The organism is Lysobacter sp. CA199 (genome assembly GCF_052078715.1).
Taxonomy (GTDB): Bacteria; Pseudomonadota; Gammaproteobacteria; order Xanthomonadales; family Xanthomonadaceae; genus Lysobacter.
In genome coordinates, this window is record NZ_JBQJIL010000011.1 from 251,431 (window position 1) to 274,564 (window position 23,134).

The 23,134-nt window shown below is 66.5% G+C and carries 23 protein-coding genes; 6 read left to right on the forward strand and 17 right to left on the reverse strand.

Going from position 1 to position 23,134, the window contains the following annotated elements:
* Window positions 1–35 precede the first annotated feature (35 nt).
* The 6 genes from ACTOWJ_RS21095 to ACTOWJ_RS21120 form a co-directional block, all read right to left on the reverse strand.
* Window positions 36–1,226, reverse strand: coding sequence for a glycoside hydrolase family 16 protein (locus tag ACTOWJ_RS21095; RefSeq protein ID WP_441336568.1), 1,191 nt, complete (start codon window positions 1,224–1,226; stop codon window positions 36–38).
* Window positions 1,227–1,338: 112 nt separating this feature from the next.
* Window positions 1,339–2,028, reverse strand: a complete 690-nt coding sequence (locus tag ACTOWJ_RS21100; RefSeq protein WP_441336569.1) for an ABC-type transport auxiliary lipoprotein family protein — start codon at window positions 2,026–2,028, stop codon at window positions 1,339–1,341.
* Window positions 2,029–2,084: 56 nt separating this feature from the next.
* Complete coding sequence (locus ACTOWJ_RS21105) at window positions 2,085–3,026, reverse strand: MlaD family protein (RefSeq protein ID WP_441336570.1); 942 nt, start codon at window positions 3,024–3,026, stop codon at window positions 2,085–2,087.
* 34 nt (window positions 3,027–3,060) lie between these two features.
* Window positions 3,061–3,945 (reverse strand): CPBP family intramembrane glutamic endopeptidase, encoded by an 885-nt coding sequence (locus ACTOWJ_RS21110; RefSeq protein WP_441336571.1) that lies wholly within the window; start codon window positions 3,943–3,945, stop codon window positions 3,061–3,063.
* Window positions 3,942–4,799, reverse strand: coding sequence for an ABC transporter ATP-binding protein (locus ACTOWJ_RS21115; protein ID WP_441336572.1), 858 nt, complete (start codon window positions 4,797–4,799; stop codon window positions 3,942–3,944). The genes ACTOWJ_RS21110 and ACTOWJ_RS21115 overlap by 4 nt, the downstream gene beginning before the upstream one ends.
* A gap of 89 nt (window positions 4,800–4,888) precedes the next feature.
* Window positions 4,889–6,010 carry an ABC transporter permease gene (locus ACTOWJ_RS21120; protein WP_441336573.1) on the reverse strand — a complete coding sequence of 374 codons (1,122 nt, stop codon included), beginning with the start codon at window positions 6,008–6,010 and terminating at the stop codon, window positions 4,889–4,891.
* A gap of 195 nt (window positions 6,011–6,205) precedes the next feature.
* Here ACTOWJ_RS21120 and ACTOWJ_RS21125 point away from each other — a divergent pair, with 195 nt between their 5' ends.
* Window positions 6,206–7,456 (forward strand): threonine/serine ThrE exporter family protein, encoded by a 1,251-nt coding sequence (locus ACTOWJ_RS21125; RefSeq protein WP_441336574.1) that lies wholly within the window; start codon window positions 6,206–6,208, stop codon window positions 7,454–7,456.
* A 6-nt stretch (window positions 7,457–7,462) separates the two neighbouring features.
* Here the strand turns inward: ACTOWJ_RS21125 and ACTOWJ_RS21130 are convergent, their stop codons facing one another.
* From ACTOWJ_RS21130 to ACTOWJ_RS21145, 4 genes are all read right to left on the reverse strand, one after another.
* On the reverse strand, window positions 7,463–7,762 hold the full coding sequence (locus ACTOWJ_RS21130; protein ID WP_441336575.1) for a hypothetical protein: 300 nt from the start codon (window positions 7,760–7,762) through the stop codon (window positions 7,463–7,465).
* 206 nt (window positions 7,763–7,968) lie between these two features.
* On the reverse strand, window positions 7,969–8,349 hold the full coding sequence (locus tag ACTOWJ_RS21135; RefSeq protein WP_441336576.1) for an H-NS histone family protein: 381 nt from the start codon (window positions 8,347–8,349) through the stop codon (window positions 7,969–7,971).
* A gap of 509 nt (window positions 8,350–8,858) precedes the next feature.
* Complete coding sequence (locus ACTOWJ_RS21140) at window positions 8,859–10,580, reverse strand: proline--tRNA ligase (RefSeq protein ID WP_441336577.1); 1,722 nt, start codon at window positions 10,578–10,580, stop codon at window positions 8,859–8,861.
* Window positions 10,581–10,757: 177 nt separating this feature from the next.
* Window positions 10,758–11,222 (reverse strand): DUF4124 domain-containing protein, encoded by a 465-nt coding sequence (locus tag ACTOWJ_RS21145; RefSeq protein ID WP_441336578.1) that lies wholly within the window; start codon window positions 11,220–11,222, stop codon window positions 10,758–10,760.
* A 109-nt stretch (window positions 11,223–11,331) separates the two neighbouring features.
* Here ACTOWJ_RS21145 and pssA point away from each other — a divergent pair, with 109 nt between their 5' ends.
* From pssA to rimI, 3 genes are read left to right on the forward strand one after another with little or no spacing between them, the layout of a single operon-like run.
* Window positions 11,332–12,150, forward strand: a complete 819-nt coding sequence (gene pssA / locus ACTOWJ_RS21150; RefSeq protein WP_441336579.1) for a CDP-diacylglycerol--serine O-phosphatidyltransferase — start codon at window positions 11,332–11,334, stop codon at window positions 12,148–12,150.
* Window positions 12,147–12,554 carry an alanine acetyltransferase gene (locus ACTOWJ_RS21155; RefSeq protein WP_441336580.1) on the forward strand — a complete coding sequence of 136 codons (408 nt, stop codon included), beginning with the start codon at window positions 12,147–12,149 and terminating at the stop codon, window positions 12,552–12,554. Before pssA ends, ACTOWJ_RS21155 begins: the two co-directional genes overlap by 4 nt.
* A gap of 17 nt (window positions 12,555–12,571) precedes the next feature.
* Entirely contained in the window at window positions 12,572–13,048 is a 477-nt protein-coding gene (gene rimI / locus ACTOWJ_RS21160) for a ribosomal protein S18-alanine N-acetyltransferase (protein WP_441336601.1), read from the forward strand.
* A 148-nt stretch (window positions 13,049–13,196) separates the two neighbouring features.
* On the opposite strand, the gene ACTOWJ_RS21165 is transcribed toward rimI, so the two are convergent.
* The 6 genes from ACTOWJ_RS21165 to ACTOWJ_RS21190 form a co-directional block, all read right to left on the reverse strand.
* Complete coding sequence (locus ACTOWJ_RS21165; RefSeq protein ID WP_441336581.1) at window positions 13,197–14,075, reverse strand: DUF2785 domain-containing protein; 879 nt, start codon at window positions 14,073–14,075, stop codon at window positions 13,197–13,199.
* Window positions 14,076–14,366: 291 nt separating this feature from the next.
* Window positions 14,367–14,741: a VOC family protein gene (locus ACTOWJ_RS21170; protein WP_441336602.1), complete on the reverse strand. Its 375-nt coding sequence runs from the start codon at window positions 14,739–14,741 to the stop codon at window positions 14,367–14,369.
* A 27-nt stretch (window positions 14,742–14,768) separates the two neighbouring features.
* Entirely contained in the window at window positions 14,769–17,534 is a 2,766-nt protein-coding gene (locus tag ACTOWJ_RS21175; protein WP_441336582.1) for a valine--tRNA ligase, read from the reverse strand.
* An 80-nt stretch (window positions 17,535–17,614) separates the two neighbouring features.
* Entirely contained in the window at window positions 17,615–18,040 is a 426-nt protein-coding gene (locus tag ACTOWJ_RS21180) for a DNA polymerase III subunit chi (RefSeq protein ID WP_441336583.1), read from the reverse strand.
* A gap of 9 nt (window positions 18,041–18,049) precedes the next feature.
* The gene (locus tag ACTOWJ_RS21185; RefSeq protein WP_441336584.1) at window positions 18,050–18,436 is read right to left on the reverse strand and encodes a hypothetical protein; all 387 of its coding nucleotides are present in this window, start codon (window positions 18,434–18,436) and stop codon (window positions 18,050–18,052) included.
* On the reverse strand, window positions 18,433–19,902 hold the full coding sequence (locus ACTOWJ_RS21190; RefSeq protein WP_441336585.1) for a leucyl aminopeptidase: 1,470 nt from the start codon (window positions 19,900–19,902) through the stop codon (window positions 18,433–18,435). The genes ACTOWJ_RS21185 and ACTOWJ_RS21190 overlap by 4 nt, the downstream gene beginning before the upstream one ends.
* Window positions 19,903–20,170: 268 nt before the next feature.
* Here ACTOWJ_RS21190 and lptF point away from each other — a divergent pair, with 268 nt between their 5' ends.
* Complete coding sequence (gene lptF, locus ACTOWJ_RS21195; RefSeq protein WP_441336586.1) at window positions 20,171–21,253, forward strand: LPS export ABC transporter permease LptF; 1,083 nt, start codon at window positions 20,171–20,173, stop codon at window positions 21,251–21,253.
* Window positions 21,250–22,350, forward strand: coding sequence for an LPS export ABC transporter permease LptG (gene lptG, locus ACTOWJ_RS21200; RefSeq protein ID WP_441336587.1), 1,101 nt, complete (start codon window positions 21,250–21,252; stop codon window positions 22,348–22,350). The genes lptF and lptG overlap by 4 nt, the downstream gene beginning before the upstream one ends.
* Before the next feature lie 272 nt (window positions 22,351–22,622).
* Here lptG and ACTOWJ_RS21205 read toward each other — a convergent pair whose 3' ends face one another.
* The gene (locus tag ACTOWJ_RS21205) at window positions 22,623–23,114 is read right to left on the reverse strand and encodes an RDD family protein (protein ID WP_441336603.1); all 492 of its coding nucleotides are present in this window, start codon (window positions 23,112–23,114) and stop codon (window positions 22,623–22,625) included.
* Window positions 23,115–23,134 lie beyond the last annotated feature (20 nt).

The following is a 23,134-nucleotide window of genomic DNA, read 5'->3' on the forward strand; positions in this document are numbered from 1 at the left end:
AATGTCATCGATGCTTCGGCCTCAGTCGCCGCGACTCAAAGCCGCTGCCAGGCCCGGACGTAATCCACGTACGTGATCGCCGATTGCGTGCCCGACGCCGGCGGCTTGCCCGCATAGACGAAATGATCGACCAGAATCGAAGTTTCGATCTGGCTGATGTTGCGAGTCGTGCGAACCAGTTGCCCATCCACATAGAACCGCGTCGCATCGGGCGCGATATCGGCGCCGTAAACGTGATAGCCCGCGCTCGGATCGAAGTTGATGGTGTGGATGTAACTGTCCAGATCCTCGGCGCCGTTCTTGATCACATACTGATTCAAGTACAGCCGGCTCTTGTTGTCGGAGTAATACTCGAACACATCGGTTTCGTTCCACTGCTGCGCCCCGGGCGCCTGGAAGGTCCAGAACGCGGGCCAGAAGCCGGCGACGGCCGGCAGTTTCATCCGCGCTTCGATGAAGCCGAAGCGAAAGTTGTAGCGCTTGTGCGAGGACAGCAGGCATGAGGTCCAGTCGTAAGTCCGGCCCGACGGCGAGCGCACGCGTTCGCGCTTGGCCAGCATCGCCAGCGAACCGTTGCTTACCGAGCAATTGGCGGCCTGATTCCACTCCAACTGTTGGTTGCCGGGATTGCCGTGGCCGTTATCGGATTCGGCCGAGGAATTGTCGGCCCACTTGTTCCAGTCCACCGTGGCGGCGGTGAATTCGTCGCCGAACTTGTAGACCCAGTTGCTGCCGGCGCCGAGCGGACGGGTATTGACCGGATCGCCGCCGGGCGGGGCGGCGGCGACGGTGAAGCTGCGCTCGGGAGCGAGATTGGTCCATTGCCCGCCTGCGTAGTACGACAGCCAGTAGCGATACTGGCCGGCCGGGAATTGCCCGCTCGCGGTGAGCCCGCGCTGGGTCGCGCCGACGGTGTAGTTGTTCTGATGGCCCAGGTCGAGATTGCGTCCGTCCGCATCGCGCACGGCGAAGACGATCTGCTCGTAGATGACGTTCTGCGGGTTCTGCAGCCGCGCGCCGAACATGACCGGAGTGTCGGCCGTGGGTGCCTGCAGATCGCGCCCGATCGCGCGCAGCGGCGTGGCGCCGATGGTTTCGTAATCGACCGTGCCCGCCGGTGTCGCCTGGGCCAGACCGATGCAGGCGATCAGTTCGGCGCCCAGCGCCAGCGGGAGCAGGGCGCGGCGCGCGGAAACGCGGCGGCGTTGCGAGAACGGAGCGGTCATGCAGCCTCCCAGAGGCGCGCGAAGTGGTCGGGCGCGCAGTCTAGGAGCGCGGCGCGAGGCCGCTTGTGTTGTCGGTCAAGCTAATACAACGCTGTCGTAAAGCTGTCGCCGGTCAACGCCGAGGTGTTTTCTCGTGCGTCTTCTCGTGCGCATCGCCCGACGTCAGCGTCCACCCCGCGATCTGCCCGGTAACGCTTTCCAGCGATTGTTCGAATGCCTGGATCACATCGGGCACTTCGACGGTCGCGGCCGGGCTGGACTGCAGGAAGGTGCGCGAGGCGACTACTTTCTGGTCGGAGTTGTGCATCAGCTTGGCGTTGATCTCGATCACCGCCGCGGGCAGGGTGACGCCGGCGGCGTAGTCGGATTCGAAGCGGCGCATGTCCAGCACCAGCTTGTAGTCGGCGGCGATGCCGGCGCCCTGGCGCGCGATCGCGGCGATCTTGCCCGAGTCCTCCAGCGTGCGCAGCAACGCGTCCTCGATCATGCTGCTGGGCAGCTTGGCCCAGGCCGCGCCCTTGTAGACCTGGATTTCGTTGCCGCTGGGGCGCACCGCGATGCGCAAGCTGTCGATCATGCGCGCGGCGTTCGGCGCGCTCACCGACAACTGCCAATTGGCGTTGGGCCACGACGGATCGGCCTGCACGCGCGGATCGGGCGCGTACTGGACGGTCGGCGTCTTGGGCTTTTCGCCGAGGATCGAAGAACAGCTGCTCAGGCCGAGCACGGCCGCGAGGCCGGCGGCCAGCAGCGGCCACGGCTTGGCGGCGAAGGGGCGGCTGAGCGCGCGGGTCGTCGTCATGGTCGTCATCGCAGGGTCGTCTTCGCGCAGGCGGGGCGAACGAAAAGGAGAGCGGCTCATCGTGCGGCCTTCTCGGGTTCGAATTCCTTGGTCGCGTCGCGGCCAAGCAGGTAGCGGGTCGGGTTGCTGTCCAGCCGGTCGCTGATGCGGCGCAGATCGCGCACCAGCGAGCGCAGCTCGGTCAGGGTCGGGCCGAGTTGGGCCAAGCCGTCGTTGGCGAAGCTGCTGATCGCGGCGCGGTTGTCGTTGAGGATGCCGTTGGCGCCGTTGGCGGCCGAGTCGAGCTTGGTCAGGGTGCTGTCGAGTTTGTTGATGATGCCCGGCAGCTTGCCGGCCAGTTCGCGATCGACCGTCTCCACCGCCTTGTTGGTGGTGACCAGGGTCTGGCTGAGTTGCTCGCTGGATTTCTTGGCGTTGGCGATCAGCTCGCGCAGGTCGCCGCGCTGGTCGGCGATCGAGCCGGTCAGCGATTCGATGTTGGCCAGCGTGTTGGAAACGTGTTTGACGTTGTCGTCGCTGAGCACCTGGTCCAGTCGCGCGACCAGGCGGTTGGCGGTATCGGCGATGTTCTGCAGCGCCGAGGCCTCGGTCTGGATGATCGGGATCTCGCTGCTGCGTTCGGCGTCGGCCAGGCTCGGGCTGTTGGGGCTGCCGCCGGTGAGCTGGATGATCGGGCTGCCGGTGATGCCGGTCAGCGACAACTTGGCGCGGGTATCGGTCTTGATCGGCGCATCGGCCTGCAGGCGCAGTTTGGCGATGACCCGGCGCGGATCGTCCGGCGCCAGACTCAGTTGCTGCACGGTGCCCACGCCGATGCCGTTGTATTGCACGGTGCTGCCTTCCGACAGGCCGGTGACCGGTTCGTTGAAGATCACCGCGTACTCGCGCCAGCTCTTCTCCGAGGAGTACTTGGCCGCCCACAGCGCGAACAGCAGCAGGAACAGCGTCACGACGATCGTGAACGCGCCGATGAGGACGTAATTGGCCTTGGTTTCCATCAGGCACCTATAAGCGGTAAAGCACTGGCCGGCATCATGCCAGCATGGGGTAGGTGAACGCGGTGAAATGAATCAGGTTGAGGCCGAAGTGGGCGAGCACGGCGCCGAACAGGCCGCCCTTGCGATACGCCCAGCCGTAGACCAACCCCGCCAGCGTAGCCGCTAGCGCGAAGCGCCAGCCGCCGCCGAGATGAACCAGCCCGAACGCCAGCGCGGCCACGCCGATGGCGTACCACTCGCCGTTGCGCAGGGTTTGCCAGCGGCGTTGCAGGCTCTCTTGAAGATAACCGCGGAACATCGCTTCCTCGGTCAACGCCACCAGCAGCAGATTGTTGAGCGCCCACAGCGCGCCGAAGGCTGGCCATTTCGGCGCCCACGTAAGCACGTGGAAAGCCAGCGCCCAGCCAAGGCACAAGATGGCGGCGACTATCGCGCCTATCACGCCCACACCGATAGAACGTGCGAACGGCCGTTCGCCATCGGCGCACAGCCGCAACAGCGGCCAGCACAGCAGCAGCCAGAACCCGGCCAGCGGTTTGTCGAAGTTGAGATACAACGACATCGGCGCTGACTCGGGCGTCAGACGCAAGTCTTCGATCAACTTGGGATTGTGGAAGCCCGGCATCAGATGCAGCCCGAGCGCGAAGGCCACCACGACGAACAAGACATGCCCGGCGATGCGCCAACCGCGCGTGCGCGCCGGCGCGACCAGCCACGCGGCCAGCACCAACAGCGCCACCGAAATCAGCGCGAGCGGATCGAGCAGGCCGTGCATCAGTGCGGCGATCAGACTCGCCGCGAGCAACGCCAGCGTCGCCTTGCGCGCCTTCGGCCACCACAGCAGCGCCGCGGCCACGCACAGCAAAGCCCAGATCGACACGCTCCAGCGCATCTCGGGGTGCGCGAACAGATCGGTCATGGGCTACGCGCATCCGCCGCCTTCTGCGTCGCCGCTTCGTTCTTGTCGCGCGCGACCTGAGCGGCGCGCGCACGCGGGCCGTGGAAATACTCCTGCACCCACGGGTGATCGAGTTTCTCGACCTCCTCGATCGGGGCGCAGGCGATGACCTTCTTGTCGGCGAGCACGGCGATGCGGTCGCAGATGGCGTACAGCGTGTCCAGGTCGTGGGTGATCAGGAACACGGTCAGGCCCAGCGCCTGTTGCAGGGTGCGGATCAGGCGGTCGAACGCGGCCGCGCCGATGGGGTCCAGGCCGGCGGTGGGCTCGTCGAGGAACAGCAGCGGCGGATCCAGCGCCAGCGCGCGCGCCAGGCCGGCGCGCTTGCGCATGCCGCCGGACAGCTGCGAGGGCAGCTTGTTGATCGCATCCGCGGGCAGGCCCGACAGCTTGACCTTGAGCAGCGCCAATTCGTAGCGCAGCGAATCGGGCAGATCGCCGTGATATTCCTTCAGCGGCACTTGCACGTTTTCGCCGACCGTCAGCGAGGAGAACAGTGCGCCGTCCTGGAACAGCACGCCGGTGTTGCGTTCGATTTCGCGGCGCATGCGCGGATCGGGATTGCGCGCATCGATGCCGAGCACTTCGATCTCGCCCTCATTGGGCTTACGCAGGCCCAGGATCGACCGCATCATCACCGACTTGCCGGTGCCCGAGCCGCCGACCACGCCGATGATCTCGCCGCGCTTGACGTCCAGGTCCAGGCCATCGTGCACGACCTGCTCGCCGAAATGATTGACCAGTCCGCGGATGCGGATGATGACGTCGTCTTCGACGACGTCGGGATGCGTGATTGGGGATTCGTGATTCGTCAAGGCACGGCTCCTGCGACGCACACAGATGCGCGTGGTGCTCGCTTTTCAGCGAATCCCGAATCCCGAATCCCGAATCCCGAATCCCGGCTTCACCAGCCCATCTCCATGAACCAGATCGCGAAGAACGCGTCGAGCACGATCACCAGCGAGATCGACTGGACCACGCTGGAGGTGGTGCGCTCGCCGACCGATTGCGCGGTGCCCTTGACCTGCAGGCCTTCCAGGCAGCCGATCAGGCTGATAAGCAAGGCGAAGATCGGCGCCTTGGACATGCCGACCAGGAAATGGCGCAACTGCATGGTCTCGTGCATGCGCGCGAGGTATTGCTGCGGCGGTATGTCCAGGCCGTAGGCGCCGACGGTGAGGCCGCCGAGCAGGCCGGCGATCATCGCCACGAAGGTCAGCAGCGGCAGCATCACCAGCAGGGCCAGCACGCGCGGGATCACCAGCAGGTCGACCGGGTCCATGCCCAGGGTGCGGATGGCGTCGACTTCCTCGCGGCTGACCATTGCGCCGATCTGCGCGGTGAACGCGCTGGCGGTGCGGCCGGCCAGCACGATCGCGGTCAGCAGCACGCCGAATTCGCGCAGGAAGGCGATGCTGACCAACTCGACCACGAAGATGGTCGCGCCGAAATCCTTGAGGATGGTCGAGCCCAGGAACGCCACCACCGCGCCGACCAGGTAACACAGCAAGGCGACCAGCGGCACTGCGTCCAGACCGACCTGTTCCATGTGATGGACGGTGGCGGTCGGACGAAAACGCCCCGGGTTCTTGAACAGCCGCAGCATCTTGACCAGGGTTTCGCCGAAGAAGGCGACCAGGGCCAGCACTTCCTTCCAGTTGTCGGTGACCGCGTAGCCCAGGCGCGCGAGCGCGGCCTGGAAACCGTATTCGCGTTTCTTTTTCGGACGCTCGTCGGCGACGTCTTCGATCGCGCTGACCAGCGCGCGATGGCTGTCGTGGAAGCTGAACGCCTGATCGAAATCGAGTTGGTGCCGGCGCGCATAGCGCATCAATTGCAGCACGCCGACCGAGTCCAGGCGCTCGACCCCGGTCGCGTCGATTTCGCTGACGCCCTCGGGCAGTTGCTTGAGCGCATCGCCGATGGCGATCGCATGCTCCAGCGTCCAGCAGCCGGAAAGGCGTAGCCGCGAGGGCGCTTGGCCATCGGCGGCGATTTCCGGCGCTTGCGTGGTCGATACGGTCATAGGGCCTCGGGCGGGAGGATACAGGCTAGGGACGACTTGGTGAGTGTGACGTGGAATGCAAGCCAGGGAATGGGGAGCGGGGAATGGGGAATGCAGGCGACGAAAGAAATGAAGAGCCGACGCATGCTTCATTGCCCACGCCCCATTTCCTGTTCCCCATGCACGGCTCCCCACGCCCATGCGATCCTTCCTCACATGTCCATCCCGCATCCGCTCAGCGCCACCAGCTACGCCGCACGCATCGCCTTCGTGGTCGAGCTGGCCGAGCGCCTGCACAGCTATGGGACCACCGCGCAGCGCCTGGAAGGCGCGGTGACGGCGGTGGCGCAGAAGCTGCGCTTGGAATGTGAGCCGTGGTCGAATCCGACCGGCCTGATCCTGACCTTCAGCGACCCCAACCGGCCGCTGGGCGACAGCGACACCACCCGCGTGATCCGGCTGCCTCCGGGCGAGAACGACCTCTACCGGCTCAGCGAAACCGACCGCATCGCCGAGGAGGTGATGGCCGGCAATCTCGACCTCGCCGCCGGCCATGCCGCGCTGGAGGCTCTGGACCGGCCGCGCAGCCGCCGCTGGCGAGCGATGCAGGTGCTGGCCTACGGCCTGGCCGCCGGCGCGGTCGCGAGCCTGCTGCGGCTGCCGTGGCTGGATATCGGCGTGGCCGCGGTCAACGGGCTGATGATCGGCCTGCTGGTGGACGTGTCCGGGATCCGGCCGCGGCTGCGCGAGGCGCTGGAGGCGATCGCCGGCATGTTCGCCGCGGCGACTACGCTGCTGGTCGCCAATTTCGTCGCGCCGCTGAACCAGAACACGGTGATCATCGCGTCGCTGATCGTGCTGCTCCCGGGCCTGGCGCTGACCAACGCGGTCAACGAGTTGACCAGCCAGCATCTGGTGTCGGGCACGGCGCGTTTCGCCGGCGCGGTGACCACGGTGGTCAAGCTCGCGGTCGGCACGGTGATCGGGCTGTATCTGGCCGATCTGATCGGGCTCGAACCGGTGGTGCGGGCCTGGCGGCCGCAGGAATCGTGGGTGGAATGGTGTGGCCTGGCGGTGTCGGCCTATGCCTTCGCGGTGTTGTTCCGCGCGCATCGCAGCGATTATCTGAAGGTCATGGCGGCGGCCGCGAGCGGTTATCTGATTTCGCGTTTCGTCGGTCTGGCCTGGGGCAGCCCGGCCGGAATCTTCCTGGCCGCCCTGGTCATGACCGCGCTCGGCAATGCGTATGCGCGCTGGGGTAACCGGCCCGGCGCGATCATCCGGGTGCCCGGCATCATCCTGCTGGTGCCCGGCAGCGTCAGCCTGCGCGGTCTGTTGACCATGCTTCAGCAGCAGGACGTGCACGTCGGCCAGGACGCGATCCTGGCGGTCATCAACATCCTGCTGGCGCTGATCGCGGGGTTGATATTCGGCAACCTATTGCTGCCTTCGCGGCGGAATTTGTGATCGCAGTCAGCCGTTTATGAGCTTGATCAGCAGGGCGCCGGCGATCAGTCCGGCTGCCGATACCAAACCGACCCAGGACATTTGATTCGCGTCGGCGTCGGGTTTGCGCAGCAGAAAAATCAGCCAGGCCACGCCCCAGACGATCGCCGCAGGTGCGAACAGCAGCATCGCGATTATCGACAGTAGGCTGCCCGAATCGACGTTTTGGCCGTAATCGCGTAAGGCTTGAGCGGATGCCAGCGCAGCCTCGCACTCGGTCCAGCAGGCGAGTGCGGCGTAGCCCAATGCAGCCGCGGCGTTGCGCAAGGCGACAGCGAATGGGCGGGGCGGTATCGGGTTCATGACCAGACTGTACGACGATTTGAGCGCATTAGCCGTGCGTGGAGATTTGAAAATCGATGGTGGCGGTTAGTTGGAGTGTTGCTCTGGCGCCGCGGATGGGTCGTGCGTAGGGGTAAACGAAAACGCCGGCTCAAGGCCGGCGGTTTCGTGGGTTTTGCTATTCAGTCCTGTTACTTAATCAGGAAATCTTCCAGCTTCTTGCCCGCGGCGGTGTAAGCCGCCAGCCAGCGCGGCTGCTTGCCGCGGCCGGTCCAGGTTTCGCCGGTGTTGGCCGGGTTGCGGTACTTCGGGGCGACCTTGCCCAGCGGCTTGCGCGCCTTGCGGGCGGCCGGAGCGGCCTTGGCGGTTTTTGCCTTCGGGCCGCGAGCGGCCGGAGCGGTTCCGCCGAACAGCTCTTCCAGGGTGTAGCCCTCGGTCTTGAGCAGAGTGCTGATTCTCTTGCGCACCGCCGCGAGGGGCTTGCGCTTGTTCAACGTGGTCTTGCGCTTCTTGGCCTGACTGATCAGGGATTCGAGTTCTTTCGCGGACAACGTGGAGATATCGATCGACATGGAACCTCCGGGGAGAATGGTCGGATTACGGCCAGTCCCTGGCGCGCGGCTGCATACTAATGGCAGCGCAGTCTGCCGTAAATGCGGGAAAAGATATATACCCGGATATTGCGCGCAGCGGGCGTGGCGATGAGCGGGGATTGGTTGTCGCGCCGGTGCGGTTTACCCGGGCATATCGGCCGGTGCGCCGCGGCTGGCCGGGCGAAGCGGCCGGGCCCTGCGCCGCCGAGGTTTTCTCGACGCGATTGCGCGAATCGGCGCCGCCGGGCCCAGGATCGGCCGATTACCGGCCCGGTTTCAAACGGGTTATCGAATCGAGGTATCGCGAATGTCGCGCAGCGCGACGGCTTTTTTCTAAAGTAGGCACGAAACCTGCTTGTGAAGACGCGGTCGCGGTGAATGAGCAGTCTGCGGCGGAGCCTCGCGGCAATCGACGTGGCGATTACCTCCCGGGCGGCGGGAGGTAATCGCGGGTCCGCCGCATCGGCGCGGCGGGCCTCCGGCGGGGCTTATCGGGCCGCGTCGCCGATACGGGCCAGGACCGCGGCGCGGTCGAGATTCTCCGCTTCGCTGGCGCGACGGTGGCGGTATTCGAAACTGCCTGCGGCCAGGCCGCGTTCGGACACCACCACGCGGTGCGGGACGCCGATCAGTTCCATGTCGGCGAACATCGCGCCGGGACGCAGGCCGCGGTCGTCGAGCGCGGCGTCGACGCCGGCCTTGAGCAGATCCTGATACAGCGCCTGCGCGGCTTGCGCCACGGCGTCGTCGTTCTTGGGATTGATCACGCACACCACCGCCTGCCACGGCGCCATCGCCTCGGGCCAGGCGATGCCGGCGTCGTCGAAGTTCTGTTCGATCGCCGCGGCGACGATGCGCGACACGCCGATGCCGTAGCAGCCCATCGCCGGGGTCGCGGCCTTGCCGGTGTCGTCGAGCACGCTGAGCTTCATCGCTTCGGCGTACTTGCGGCCGAGCTGGAACACGTGGCCGACCTCGATGCCGCGGGCGATGCCCAAGCTGCCCTTGCCGTCGGGCGAGGGATCGCCGGCGACCGCGTTGCGGATGTCGGCGACCTCGTCGGGCTCGACCAGATCGCGGCCCCAGTTGACGCCGGCCAGGTGATAGCCGTTTTCGTTGGCGCCGACCACGAAGTCGGCCATGGCCGCGACGCTGCGGTCGGCGATCACGCGGATGGTCTTCGCAGGCTTGATGGGGCCGAGGAAGCCCGGCTGCGCGCCCAAGTGTTCGAGGATATCGGCTTCGGTGGCCAGACGGTACTCGGCCAGTCCGGCCAGCTTGCTCAGCTTGATTTCGTTGACCACGTGATCGCCGCGCACCAGCGCCAGGGCGAACTGCGGCGCGCCGTCGGCATCGCTGCCCACGATCGCGACCGATTTGACCGTGCGCTCCAGGCCGATGCCGAGCAACGCGGCCACGTCTTCGCAGGTCTTCTGGGTCGGCGTGTCGACCTTGCGCAGTTCCTCGCCGGCCGCGCCGCGCGCGCCGGGCGCCAGCGCTTCGGCCAATTCGACGTTGGCCGCGTAATCGGAACCGTCGGAGAAGGCGATCGCGTCCTCGCCCGAATCGGCCAGCACGTGGAACTCGTGCGAGGCGCTGCCGCCGATCGCGCCGGTGTCGGCGAACACGGCGCGGAACTTCAGCCCCAGGCGGGTGAAGATGCGGCCGTAGGTGTCATACATGTTGCGGTATTCGCGACCCAGATCCTCGTCGGTGACGTGGAAGGAGTAGGCGTCCTTCATCAGAAACTCGCGCGCGCGCATCACGCCGAAACGCGGGCGGATCTCATCGCGGAACTTGGTCTGGATCTGATAGAAGTTGACCGGCAGCTGCTTGTAGCTGGACAGCTCGTTGCGGGCGAAGTCGGTGATGACTTCCTCATGGGTCGGGCCGAAGCAGTACCAAGCTTCCTTGCGATCCTTGATCTTGAGCAACTGGCCGCCGAACTTCTCCCAGCGCCCGGTTTCTTCCCACAGTTCCTTGGGCTGCACCGCCGGCATCAGCACTTCGATCGCGCCCGCGGCGTTCATCTCCTCGCGCACCGCGCGCTCGACCTTGCGCAACACGCGCAGGCCCAGCGGCGACCAGGTGTACAGGCCGGCGGCGAGCTTGCGGATCATGCCGGCCTTGAGCATCAGCTTGTGGCTGACGATTTCGGCTTCGGCGGGCGTTTCCTTGCTGGTGTGGAGATGGAACTGCGACAGGCGCATCGTGGGGAATTCGCGGGCTGGGAAAGCGAACAGTTTGCCACGAGCGGGGATTCGGGTTTCGGGGCGGCGGACCGGCCGTGCCGCAGATCGGACGGACAAACGAAAACGCCGGCGGCTGCCGGCGTTTTCGAGTGGTTGCGAAGGCGGGGACGAATCCCGCGATCGGACCGCGGTTTTTCATTCTTTCGGCGCGGACGCGTTGGCAGGCGCCGCGGAGGCCTGGGTCTTGGCCGGGGAGCAGTAGGCGCGGATCGAGGCTTGCGCCAATTGCACCTGGGCCTCGCGCTGCTTGGCGTCGAGCACGTTGTCGGGTTTGCCGTCGCCGTTGTTGTCCACGCCGACCTGGGCCGAGCTCTGCAGTTGTTTGAGATTGGCCCGGGCGTTGATGCACTCGCCGCTTTCGCTGGAAGCGGTGACGCTGGCGGTCTGGGCCGGGGTACCGGTCTTGCTCTTGATCACCCGGTTCTTGACCTGACCGGACTGGGCGGGCGGCGGCGAATCGGAATAGTGGGTGACGCCCTGGGCGTCCTTCCACTGGTACAGGTCGGTGGCGGCCGAGGCGGTCGAAAGGACGGCCAGAACGACGCACAAGCCCAGCGCTGGGACGGCGCGGCGGGCGGAAAGGCGGGGCATGCGGGACATGAGTGGCTCCGGAAACGGGGCTGGCGGAACGGCCGGGACTACGGTACGGCGGGGGAACGCGAATTGCAGCATCCTGCCACGGCGCAGGCAAGCGCTACACTTCCCAGTTATGGAACCCCAACCTACGCCCCGCCCGCGCGGCCGCGGCATCTATTTGCTGCCAAATCTGTTCACCACCGGCGGCATGTTCGCCGGCTTCTACGCGATCATCGCGGCCACCCAGGGCCGTTTCGACGACGCTTGCGTGGCGATTTTCATTGCCGCGATCCTCGACGGCGTGGACGGCCGGGTCGCCCGGCTGACCAATACGCAGAGTGAATTCGGGGTCCAGTACGACTCCCTGGCCGACCTGATCAGCTTCGGCCTGGCCCCGGCCCTGGTCATGTACCACTGGGCGCTGGAGTCGACCAAGCTGGACGGGGTGATCCCCGGCAAGATCGGCTGGGTCGGCGCCTTCCTCTACGCCGCCTGTGCGGCGCTGCGGCTGGCGCGCTTCAATTCCCAGGTCGGCCAGGTCGACAAGCGCTGGTTCATCGGCCTGGCCAGCCCGGCCGCGGCCGGGCTGGTCGCCAGCTTCGTATGGACCTGCCACAGCTTCGATCTGGACGGCGAGCAACTGCGCTACGCCGCTCTGGCGGTGACCACCGTTGCCGGCCTGCTGATGGTCAGCCGGCTGCGCTACGTCAGTTTCAAGGGCAGCGGGCCGCGCAACGACCGGGTGCCGTTCCTGGCGATCCTGGTGGTGGTGGCGGTGCTGGTGGCGATCGCGATCGATCCGCCGCGGGTGCTGCTGGCGATTTTCGCCCCGTACGCCCTGTCCGGACCGGTGCAGGCCGTGTGGCGCCGGTTGCGGCGCACGCCGCCGGAGGGCCCGACGGCACCGCCGTCGGCGCGTGCGTCCGACAGCAACGAGACCGGAGCGTCATGAGCGAACTGTGGAGCGCGCACCAGCGCGAGTGGCTGCAGGCGATGGGGCATACGGTGCTGGCCTTGGCCGGGAGCGACGCCGGCCCCGCGCCGGCGCACGCCGAGACGGACGTCCGTGGCGATGAACGCCCTGGCGCGCTCGCCGGTGGTGCGGCCGACACGCCGGTTCGATCCGCGCCGGCCCGTGCGGGCGCCGCTGCGCCCGGGGCTGGTCGCGCCGTGCCCGCGTATGAGGGCGGCGACAGTCCGCTGCTGCGCAACCTGCTGCGCGCCGCCCGTCGCGACGGCGGCGACCCGCAGGTGCTGGCCTTGTTCGATGCGCAGGCCTTGCGCGGCAATCCCGCCGCCAAGCGCGCGCTGTGGCCGCAACTGCGCGGACTGCGGCGCAGGAGCGCCCGCGGATGAGCGCGATGGCCTCGGACCTGGACGCCGATGCCGCCACCGCGCCGCCCGGGTTGCGGCCGATGCGCGAGGACGATCTCGAGCGGGTCCACGCCATCGAGATCCGCGCCTACGAATTCCCCTGGACACCCGGCATCTTCCGCGACTGCCTGCGCGCCGACTATCCGTCCTGGGTGCTCACCGAGCAGGACCGCATCCTCGGCTATTTCCTGATGAGCGTGGCCGCCGGCGAAGCGCACGTGCTCAACGTTTGCGTCGCGCCGGAAGCGCACGGCCACGGCTTCGGCCGCAAGCTGTTGCGCGCGCTGCTGCATGTCGCCCGCGGCCGCGGCGCCGAACGGGTGTTCCTGGAAGTGCGCCCGTCCAACCCGGGCGCGATCGCGCTGTATCACAGCGAAGGCTTCAACGAGATCGGCCGGCGTCCGCGTTATTACCCCGCGCGTGGCGGACGCGAGGATGCGTTGGTGATGGCGATCGAGTTGTTCGCCGAGGAATAAGCCGCCGCGCGGCGGCGGCTTGCGACAAAACTTCCCGCGGATGAGCTTGCGCTTATGGAAGCGGCCTCCCTTGCGGGAATGGCCTGCTCTTGTGGGAGGGCCTTGAGCCCCGACGTTTTCGTCTCAAATCGCCGTGGCAGCAAGTCTCTTACTGCATTTGCTTCAACGCCGCCATGATCGTCGGCTTAAGCGCCTTGATCGCCGCGTCCTCGCTTTGATCCGCCTGCAGATACAAGCCGGTCAGAAACGCCAGCAGATCATGCCGCCGCGCCAACCAGCCGGCGTAATCCGCGCGATCGAGCTTGCCGACTTTCGGCGGCAACGCTGCGAACCACGCAGCCCAATCCGCATCCGACAACAAGCCGCGCTTGGCCGTGAACAACAGTGGCTTGGCCAAACGCTCGGGTTCGCCGAACACATAGGCATGACTGCGCGGCACCACCTGCGCCGCGATCGCGGCCAGGATGCGCCGGTATTGCGCGCGCTCCAATGCCGGATTCAAGCTCAGCTGCATCAGCCAGTCGGCGCCGTGGGCGACGCCGTGGCGCCAGCCTTCGCCTTCGATGTAACCGCGGTAATCGCGCACCGATTCGACGTAGTCCGCCGCGCGCTCGGTCATCGCCGCGCGTTCTTGCGGCGTCATCCACGGGCCGATGCGGTCGGTGCGCGCGACTTCCGACAGCACCAGCGCCGCGAAGGGTTTGCTGAAGCCCGTCTTGTCTTCGCCGTCCAGCGATCTGTACAACTTGTCGCGCAGCGTGCGCAAAGCCGGAGCATCGAAATCGCCGGCGCGCATCCAATGGGCCAGGGCTTCGTAGGCGATGCCGTCGCGCAGGTCCGGGTTCGGATCGGACAGGCAGCCGAGCAGGGCGTCGGCGAGCTGTCGTTTCGCGCCCGCATCGGGCAGCGCGAATTGCTGCGCCTTCAGCGCTTCCAGGGACGCCTTGGTGTGTCCGGCGGGCGGGCAGTTCTGGGCGAAGGCGGGTGCCGCCAGCAGGCAAAGACCCAACAGCAGAATATGGCGCATGGCGTTCCCCTCGAACCGCGGTGACCTAGCCTAGGCGGCTGCGTTCGCGCGCCACAAGAGCCCAAGTTTGCGATTGGTTGGCGGGCGCCGCGGTGTGCGAGGTGTTTGAGGTTTTTGTGCGAGGGGCTTCAGCGCTTTTGTGGGAGGGGCTTCAGCCCCGACGCTCTTCGCTCAGGCCGGGTGGAAGGCGGGAGACTTTTAATGAACTGGCGATAGGCTGCGTGGTGATCGGAGCGGAAAGCGTCGGGGCTGAAGCCCCTCCCACAAGATACTTCGCGCTTGCGCGTGGTCTTATTCGCCCACGATCACCGCTTCGACCTGATATCCGTCCGGATCGGTCACGAACGCCGCGTAATAAGCCGGGCCGTAGTCCGGTCGCAGCCCGGGCGCGCCGTTGTCGCGGCCGCCCTGCGCGAGCGCCGCGCAGTGGAACGCGTCCACCGCCTCGCGAGCGGCGGCCGAAAGCGCGAGATGGAATCCTTCGCCCGGCGCGGTCGCGCCGGCGCGTTGCTTGATCGCGAACGCTTCTTCGCCGTCGGCCGCGCCGTAGCCCACCGATACCTCATCGGCCCACACCCGTCGATAGCCCAACGCGCCCAGCGCGGCGTCGTAGAACGCCGCCGAACGCGCGAGATCGGCGACGCCGAACGACAGGTGATGCAGCATCGGTTTCATCGCCGGCGCGCCGCTGACTCAGTTCAACTTGGCGCGCTGCGCGGCCAGGCCTTCGAGCTGCACATTCCAATCGACCAGGCGCTTGCGCTCCTGTTCGACCACTGCGGCCGGCGCGTTCTGCACGAAGGTGTCGCTGGACAGCTTGGCCTTGCTCTTGCCGATCTCGCCGTCCATGCGCTTGATCTCTTTATCCAGGCGCACGCGTTCTGCATCGAGCTTGTCGGCCGGCAGCGGCACCAGCAAGGTCAGCTCACCGACCACCGCGGGTGCGGCCGGCGGCGTCGGCGCGCCGTCGTCGACGAATTCGATGCGATCGAGCCGGTTGAGGAACTTGAGCTGCGAAGCGAAGCGTTCGGTCCGCACGCGATCGGAAGCATCGCCCTTGGTCAGCAGCAGCGACACGAAGTCCGAAGGCTTGACGTTGAGCTCGCTGCGCACCTTGCGCAGCGCCGACACCATCGCCTTGAGCCACTCCACGTCGGCCTCGGCCTGGGCGTAGTCGCCGGCCAGTTCCGAAGCCTGCGGGTACGGGCGCAGCATCACCGTCGTCTCGGCGATGCCGAGCTTGGGCGCGACCTGCTGCCACAGTTCCTCGGTCACGAATGGAATCAGCGGGTGCAGCAGCGACAACAGGCGTTCGAGCACGTGCAGCAAGGTGTGACGGGTGCTGTCGGCGGCCGCCGCGTCTTCGCCTTGCAGCGCCGGCTTGGACAGTTCGACGAACCAGTCGCAGAACGCGTTCCAGGCGAACTCGTACAGGCTCTGTGCGAGCAGGTCGAAGCGGTACGCGGCGAAATGCGTTTCCGCCTCGGCCGAGGCCTTGGCCAACTGCGCCAGGATCCAGCGCTCGGCATCGGTCCTGGGCTGCGGCGCGCCGTCGAAGCGGGCGCCTTCGGTGTTCATCAGCACGAAGCGGGTGGCGTTCCACAGCTTGTTGCAGAAATTCTTGTAGCCCTCGGCGCGGCCGAGGTCGAACTTGATGTCGCGGCCGTGCGTGGCCAGGGCCGAGATGGTGAAGCGCAGCGCGTCGGCGCCGAAGGCGGGGATGCCTTCGGGGAATTCCTTGCGCGTATGTTTCTCGATCTTCTCGGCCTGCTTGGGATTCATCAGTCCGGTGGTGCGCTTGGCGACCAGCGCATCCAGGGTGATGCCGTCGACCAGATCGATCGGGTCGAGCACGTTACCCTTGGACTTGGACATCTTCTGTCCGTCCTTATCGCGCACCAGGCCGGTGATGTAGACGTCCTTGAACGGAATCTGCCCGGTGAAGTGGTCGGTCAGCATGATCATGCGCGCGACCCAGAAGAAGATGATGTCGAAGCCGGTGACGAGCACCGACGACGGCACGAAGCGTTCGAATCCGCGCGCGCCCATCGACGCCTCATCCGGCCAGCCCATCGTGCTGAACGGCCACAGGCCCGAGGAGAACCAGGTTTCGAGCACGTCGTTGTCCTGGCGCAGGACGACATCGGCGCCGATGCCGCCGCGCGCGCGCGCATCGGCCTCGTCGCGGCCGACGAAGATGTTGCCCTGGGCGTCGTACCACGCCGGAATGCGATGGCCCCACCACAGCTGTCGGCTGATGCACCAGTCCTGGATGTTTTCCATCCAATGGCGATAGGTGCTGATCCAGTTCGGCGGAACGAAGCGCACGTCTCCCTTCTCGACGAGTTCCAGGCCGCGCTTGGCCAGCCCGTCCATCTGCACGAACCACTGGTCGGTCAGGTACGGTTCGATCACCTGGTTGGTGCGGTCGCCGCGCGGCACCTGCAGCTTGTGCGGCTTGGTCTCGACGAGGATGCCTTCCGCTTCCAGATCGGCGAGCACGACTTTGCGCGCTTCGTAACGATCCAGGCCGACGTATTTGGCCGGGGCATTGTCGTTGACCGCCGCGTCGGGGGTGAAGATATTGATCATCGGCAGGTTGTGGCGCTGACCGACCGCGTAGTCGTTGAAGTCGTGCGCCGGGGTCACCTTGACCACGCCGGTGCCGAATTCGCGATCGACATAGCTGTCGGCGATGATCGGAATCTCGCGCGCGCTCAGCGGCAGGGTCACGGTCTTGCCGATCAGGTGCCGGTAGCGCTCATCCTCCGGATGGACCATGACCGCGGTATCGCCGAGCATGGTTTCAGGGCGTGTGGTCGCGACCACGAGCGTGGCGCTGCCGTCGCTGAGGGGATACGCGATCGACCACAGGAAACCGTCTTCTTCTTCGTTGACGACTTCCAGATCGGAGATCGCGGTCTTGAGCACCGGATCCCAATTGACCAGACGCTGGCCGCGATAGATCAGGCCTTGTTCGTGCATGCGCACGAAGGCTTCGACCACCGCGTTGGAGGCGATCGGATCCATGGTGAACACCGAACGCGACCAGTCGCCCGATGTGCCCAGGCGGCGCATCTGGCGTTCGATGGTGTCGCCCGACAGACCCTTCCACTCCCAGACCTTCTCGATGAAACCCTCGCGGCCCAGGCCGTCGCGGGTCAGGCCTTCGGCGCCCAGATTGCGCGCCACCACCATTTCGGTGGCGATGCCGGCGTGGTCGGTGCCCATCTGCCACAGCGTGTCGTAACCGCGCATGCGGTGGTAACGGATCAGCGCGTCCTGCAGCGTGTGCTGGAACGCGTGGCCCATGTGCAAGGTGCCGGTGACGTTGGGCGGCGGCAGCAGGATGGTGTAGGGCTGGCCCTCGCCGCGCGGCTTGAATACGCCGCTGCTTTCCCACTGTTCGTACAGGCGGGTTTCGAACTGTTTGGGGTCGTAGCTGGAGGCGAGAGACATGAGGGCAGGGATTCGGGATTGGGGATTCGGAAGATCAAGGGCCGGGCGGGTTTCGAATCTCGAATCCCTAATCCCAGCTCTCACATATCGTGCTTGTTCAAAGTCAGCCCGCGCGCCTGGTACTGCTTCCAGCGCTCGCGCAGCGGGCCGCGCGCGGAGTCGTCGGCCGGCACCACTTCCAGCACCCGGTCGAAACCCTCGGCGACCGCGGCGTCGCGCAGGTTGATCACCAGCGCGCGCAACGCGGGGTCGGACTCGGGCGCGGCGATCAGCACGTCGGCTTCGTCCTCGTCCTCGTCCATGCCGGCGATCTGGTGCGGGATGTAGGCGTCTTCGCCCATGTCCCACAGCATGTCGTCGAGCTGCTCGGCCTGCTCGGCGCTGCGCGCCAGGATCAGGGTCGGCAGGCCGGCGTCGTGGGCTTTGCGCGTGAGCTCGCAGACCAACCGAAGCGGTTCCTCTTTGAAACGCGGCGATTGGATCAGATAAAAGTCAGCGCGGGCCATAAGCAAGCATCAACCAGTAGATGCGGCCGAGCCGCCGAAAACGAAATACCCGAGCAGCGCGCCGAGCAGGTTCAAACTGAACCAGCCCAGCAACACCACGAAGAACCAACCCACCGCCGCCAGCTTGCGTCCCGCCGGCCGAGTGCGCGCCAGATAGATCGGGATGAACAAGACCGACAGCAGCACGATGCCGAGGTTCATCCACGGCGAGCGCCGATGGCCGAACTCGCGCTGATCCGCATGCAACCACATGAACACCCAGAACAGGCCCAGCGCGATCAGCACCCAATCGACCAGGGTCTGCTCGCCGCCGCGCGCGTACGGCGACATCGTGTGGATGCCGCCGGCCAAGGCCGTCGCCGCGGCCAGAATCAGCGCGCGGCGTTTCATGCTCAAGCGTTACGTTCGAGCAGCCATTGCGACAGCAGGCCGACCGGACGGCCGGTCGCCAGGCCGCGCTTGCCTTCTTCGTTGGATACGCCGGCGATATCCAGATGCGCCCAGCGCTGGCCTTCGGTGAAGCGCGACAGGAAGCAGCCGGCGGTGATCGCGCCGGCCCAGCGGCCGCCGATGTTGTAGACGTCGGCGAAAGTCGATTCGAGCTGGGTCTGGTACTCGTCCCACAGCGGCAGGCGCCAGGCGCGGTCGAACACTTGCTCGCCGGCGCCGAGCAGTTCGGCCGACAGGTCGTCGTCCTTGCTCATCAGGCCGGTGGCGAACTTGCCCAGCGCGACCACGCAGGCGCCGGTGAGCGTAGCCACGTCGAGCAGGGCCTGCGGCTCGAAACGCTGCGCGTAGGTCAGCGCGTCGCACAGGATCAGGCGGCCCTCGGCGTCGGTGTTGCCGACTTCGATGGTCTTGCCGGACATGCTGGTGAGCACGTCGGACGGACGGTAGGCGTCGGCGTCGGGCATGTTTTCCACGGCCGGGACGATCACCACCAGGTTGATCGGCAACTGCATGCCGACCGCCGAGACGAAGGTGCCCAGCACCGATGCGGCGCCGCACATGTCGAACTTCATCTCCTCGATGCCGCCCTGGACCTTGAGGTTGATGCCGCCGGTATCGAAGGTGATGCCCTTGCCGACCAATACATACGGCTTGGCGTCGCCGCCGTTGTTGTACTTCAACACGATCAGCTTGGGCGGATTGGCCGAGCCGCGCGCCACCGCGAGCAGCGACCCCATGCCCAGTTCCTGCATCTGCTCGCGATCGAGCACTTCGCAGTCGGTGGTGTCGAAGCGGCCGGCGAATTCGCTCGCCTGCTGGGCCAGATAGGCCGGGTTGCAGACGTTCGGCGGCAGGTTGCCGAGTTCGCGCGCGAACTTGACGCCGGCGGCGATGGCCTGGCCCTGCGCCACGGCGACGGTGTCGTTGCCGCTGATGCTGAGCTTGCGCAGGCCGGGCTCGTCCTTCTTCTTGCCCAGGGTCGCGGTGTAGCGGTAGCAGGCGTGATCGGCGGCGATGGCGGCCTGGCGGATCGCCCAGGCGGCGTCGCGGCCGAGCACCGGCTCTTCGCTCAGGGTCAGCAGGGCGTGCGCGACCGGGCCGGTCTTGAGCGCGCGCGCGGCATCGCCGACCGCCTTGAGGTATTGGGCCACGCCGAACTTGCCGGCTTCGCCCAGGCCGACCACCAGCACGCGCGGGGCGGTCACGCCGGGCACGTCGTGCAGCAGCGAGGTCTTGCCGGTCTTGCCGCTGATGTCGCCGCGCTCCAGCAGCACGGTCAGGCGGCCGCCGCTGACTTCATCCAGCGTTCGCGCGGCAGCGGTCAGGGTCTTGTCGGCAAAGGCGCCTACCACGACGCAATCGGTTTGAGCGGCAGCGGCCGCGTCGTGGTTCAGGTCGAATTCGAGGGTCATCCAACAGATTCCCGAGCAGATAAGAAGGTGAGTACGTACAATCGTCAGGCTTTGTCGAAGCCGGCGTTGCGGACCGCGAGGCCCGCGGCCGGAGCCGTGAGGCCTCCGGCGCCGCAAGGCGCGCATGGATTCGCAACCGGGACTTGGACCCGACTCCCGGACCGTGATCCGGGGGCGTGCGGGGCCGGACGGCCGTCGAACGAACCCCCGAGTTTAAAGCAAGCCCGCCCGATGCCGAAGCCCAACCCGAAGCGCGCCCCCACGCCCGATGCTCAAGCTTGACCGTTATCTGATCGGCGAATTCGCCCAGGCGATCTTCGCCACCCTGGTGGTGCTGCTGATCGTAAGCGTCGGCGGCGCGTTCACTGACGTGCTCGAGGACATCGCCAAGGGCAAGGTCCCGGCGGGCATGATGCTGATTCAGCTGGGGTTGGTGCTGATCAAGTGGCTGCCGCTGATCCTGCCGTTGTCGCTGATGCTCGGCCTGATGATGGGCATGGGCCGGCTGTACCGCGATTCGGAAATGCCGGTGATCTCCTCGATCGGCGTGGGCCCGCGCCGGCTGCTCAAGCCGCTGCTGATGGTGGCCGGGCCGATCATCCTGGTGGTCGGCGCCTGCTCGCTGTGGCTGGGCCCCTGGGCCGACAGGGCCTCGCGGCAGATGATCAACGAGGCCAACCGCAGCCTGGTCGTGGCCGGTCTGGAGCCGGGCGCCTTCACCGGCCTGCCCAACGACAACGGGGTGATCTACGTCGGCGGCATGTCCAACGACGGCAAGAGCTTCGATCGCATCTTCATCTATCGCCACAAGCCCGGCCGGGTCGACATCACCACCTCCAAGACCGGCCGGCTGACCGTGGACGCCAACGGCGAGCGCTATCTGAGCCTGGACGACGGCTTCGAGGTGGAGGGCCCGGTCGACGGCAACCTGAACTACCGGCTGATGCGCTATGTGCGCAACGACGTGCTGCTGCCGGCCAACGAAGACCGCTACGACCCCAAATCCCCGGAAATGCTGACCACCGTGCAATTGGTCGGCGATTCGCGCCGTGAAGCCGCCGCGCAGCTGCATTACCGCCTGGCGCCGCCGTTGCTGGCGCTGGCCTTCGCGCTGCTGGCCATCCCGTTGGCGCGCAGCACGCCGCGCCAGGCCCGCTACGGCAGCATGCTGATCGGCTTTCTGGCCTACCTGATCGGCAACAACTTCATGATGATGGGCACCGGCTGGATCGAGGACGGCAAGATTCCGCCGATGCTGGGCCTGTGGTGGCTCACTTTGCCGCTGGTGGCGGTGACGGCCTGGATGTATTTCCGCGACGGCCGGGTCGGCCGCAGGCGGAGCCTGGTATGAAGCCCTTTCCGAAGATCCACGACATTTATGTCGGCAAGGTGGTGCTGAGCACGGTCCTGCTGACCTGGGCCGTGCTGTTGGGCCTGGACTTCATGCTCAGTTTCGTCGGCGAGTTCGGCGACATCGGCAAGGGCCGCTACGGCTTCATGCAGGCTCTGGCGTACATGGCGCTGACCGTTCCGCGCCGGGCTTATGCGCTGTTCCCTTACGCCTCGGTGGTCGGTTCGCTGATGGCGCTGGGACAGTTGGCGGCGACCTCGGAGTTGACCGTGCTGCGCGCGGTGGGGCTGTCGCGGCGCCGGCTCAGCATCGCCGTGGCCGGCGCGCTGGCGATCCTGACCGGTTTGATGGTGCTCAACGGCGAAACCCTGGCGCCGGAGGCCCAGCGCCGCGCCGAATCGCTCAAGGCCGCGGCCAAGTCCAACAACCAGGTCGTGGCCGAGTACTCCGGCCTGTGGGCGCGCGAGGGCGATGTGATCCTCAGCGCCGGCCAGGGCCAGGAACGCAGTCAGGGCGCGGATCGTTGGCTGGAGCTGCGCTCCGTCAGCCTGTACCAGTTCGGTCAGGACGGGCGGCTGGTGTCGATCGCGGTCGCCGGCATCGCCGAGCACCGTCCCGGCGGCTGGCTGCTGCGCAACGTCACCCGCACCACCTTCCACGCCAGATCGGCCGAAAAGAAGGTGATCGCCGAGGAACGTTGGGAGTCCAAGCTCGACAGCTCGGCGCTGATGAGCGGCACCAACCGGCCGCGCTATCTCAGCGCCAAGGCGCTGCACAAGGCGATCGAGGACCGCGAGCGCAACCAGCTCGACGCCGGCGAATTCGAAGCGCATTACTGGGGCAGATGGTTCTATCCCTTGAACGTGCTGGCGCTGTGCCTGGCGGCGGTGCCGTTCGCCTTCGGCAGTTTGCGCAGCGGCGGCATGGGCAAGCGCTTGTTCATCGGCATCGTGTTCGCGCTGGTGTTCTGGCTGTTGCAGACCCAGTTCGTCGAATTGGCCAAGGTGTTCCGCTTCGACTTCCGCCTGGCCTATGTGGCGCCGACGGTGGTGATGCTGGCGGTCTCGGCGTATCTGTTCAAACGACGGTCGGGTTGATCGGGTTCGATCCTGCGTAGGCGGCCGTTCCAGCGACGGTGCGTGGGTTCGCCGTTGTTGGTGATTCGCGGTCGCGGCTTGCGCCGCGCCTACCGGGGCTGGCGTGGCTGTACGGAGCGACTGTAGGAGCAGCGCAAGCCGCGACAACGCCACTGCGGTATCCGCGAAAACACAGCCGGCACGCGAAATCACAAACGCGTCGACCTGGAACAGGTCGCAACGGTGTTGATTTCGTCGCAAGCGCGGTTTCGCGGTCGCAGGAGGACGTCCGTTTATTTCGGGCGTTTAGGCAGGCGAATGGTGCGCGTGCCGCTGGCGCGGTCGTGCCAGGTCAGGCGCTCGCGATCGAACCAGGCCCACCAGAAACCCAGCCCCGCCAGCAGCAGCGACACGGTTGCGACCGAGTAGCGGAGCCACAACGCTTTCCAGCCCGGCGCTTGCGCATCGGCGCCGATCACGCGCAAACGCCATGGCCGCATGCCCAGGGTCTGGCCGCCGCGGCGCCAGCTGAAGGTCGAATACACCCCGGTGATCGCCCAGCACACCAGCCACAGCAGCCATTGCAGCGCGCTGAAGGGTTGGATGTTCTCGTGCGAGTCGTGGCCGGCCAGGGTGTAGCCGATCGCGAACACTGCGCCGGCGACCATCCACAGCGCCAACACCGGGAACAAGTCGTAGAGCATCGACAACAACCGCCACACGATCAGGGCGGCGGGGCGGGGCGGGGCGTCGCTGGCGTCGACGGCGGTGTCGGGCGAATTCATGCCGTCAGGATAATCGCGAA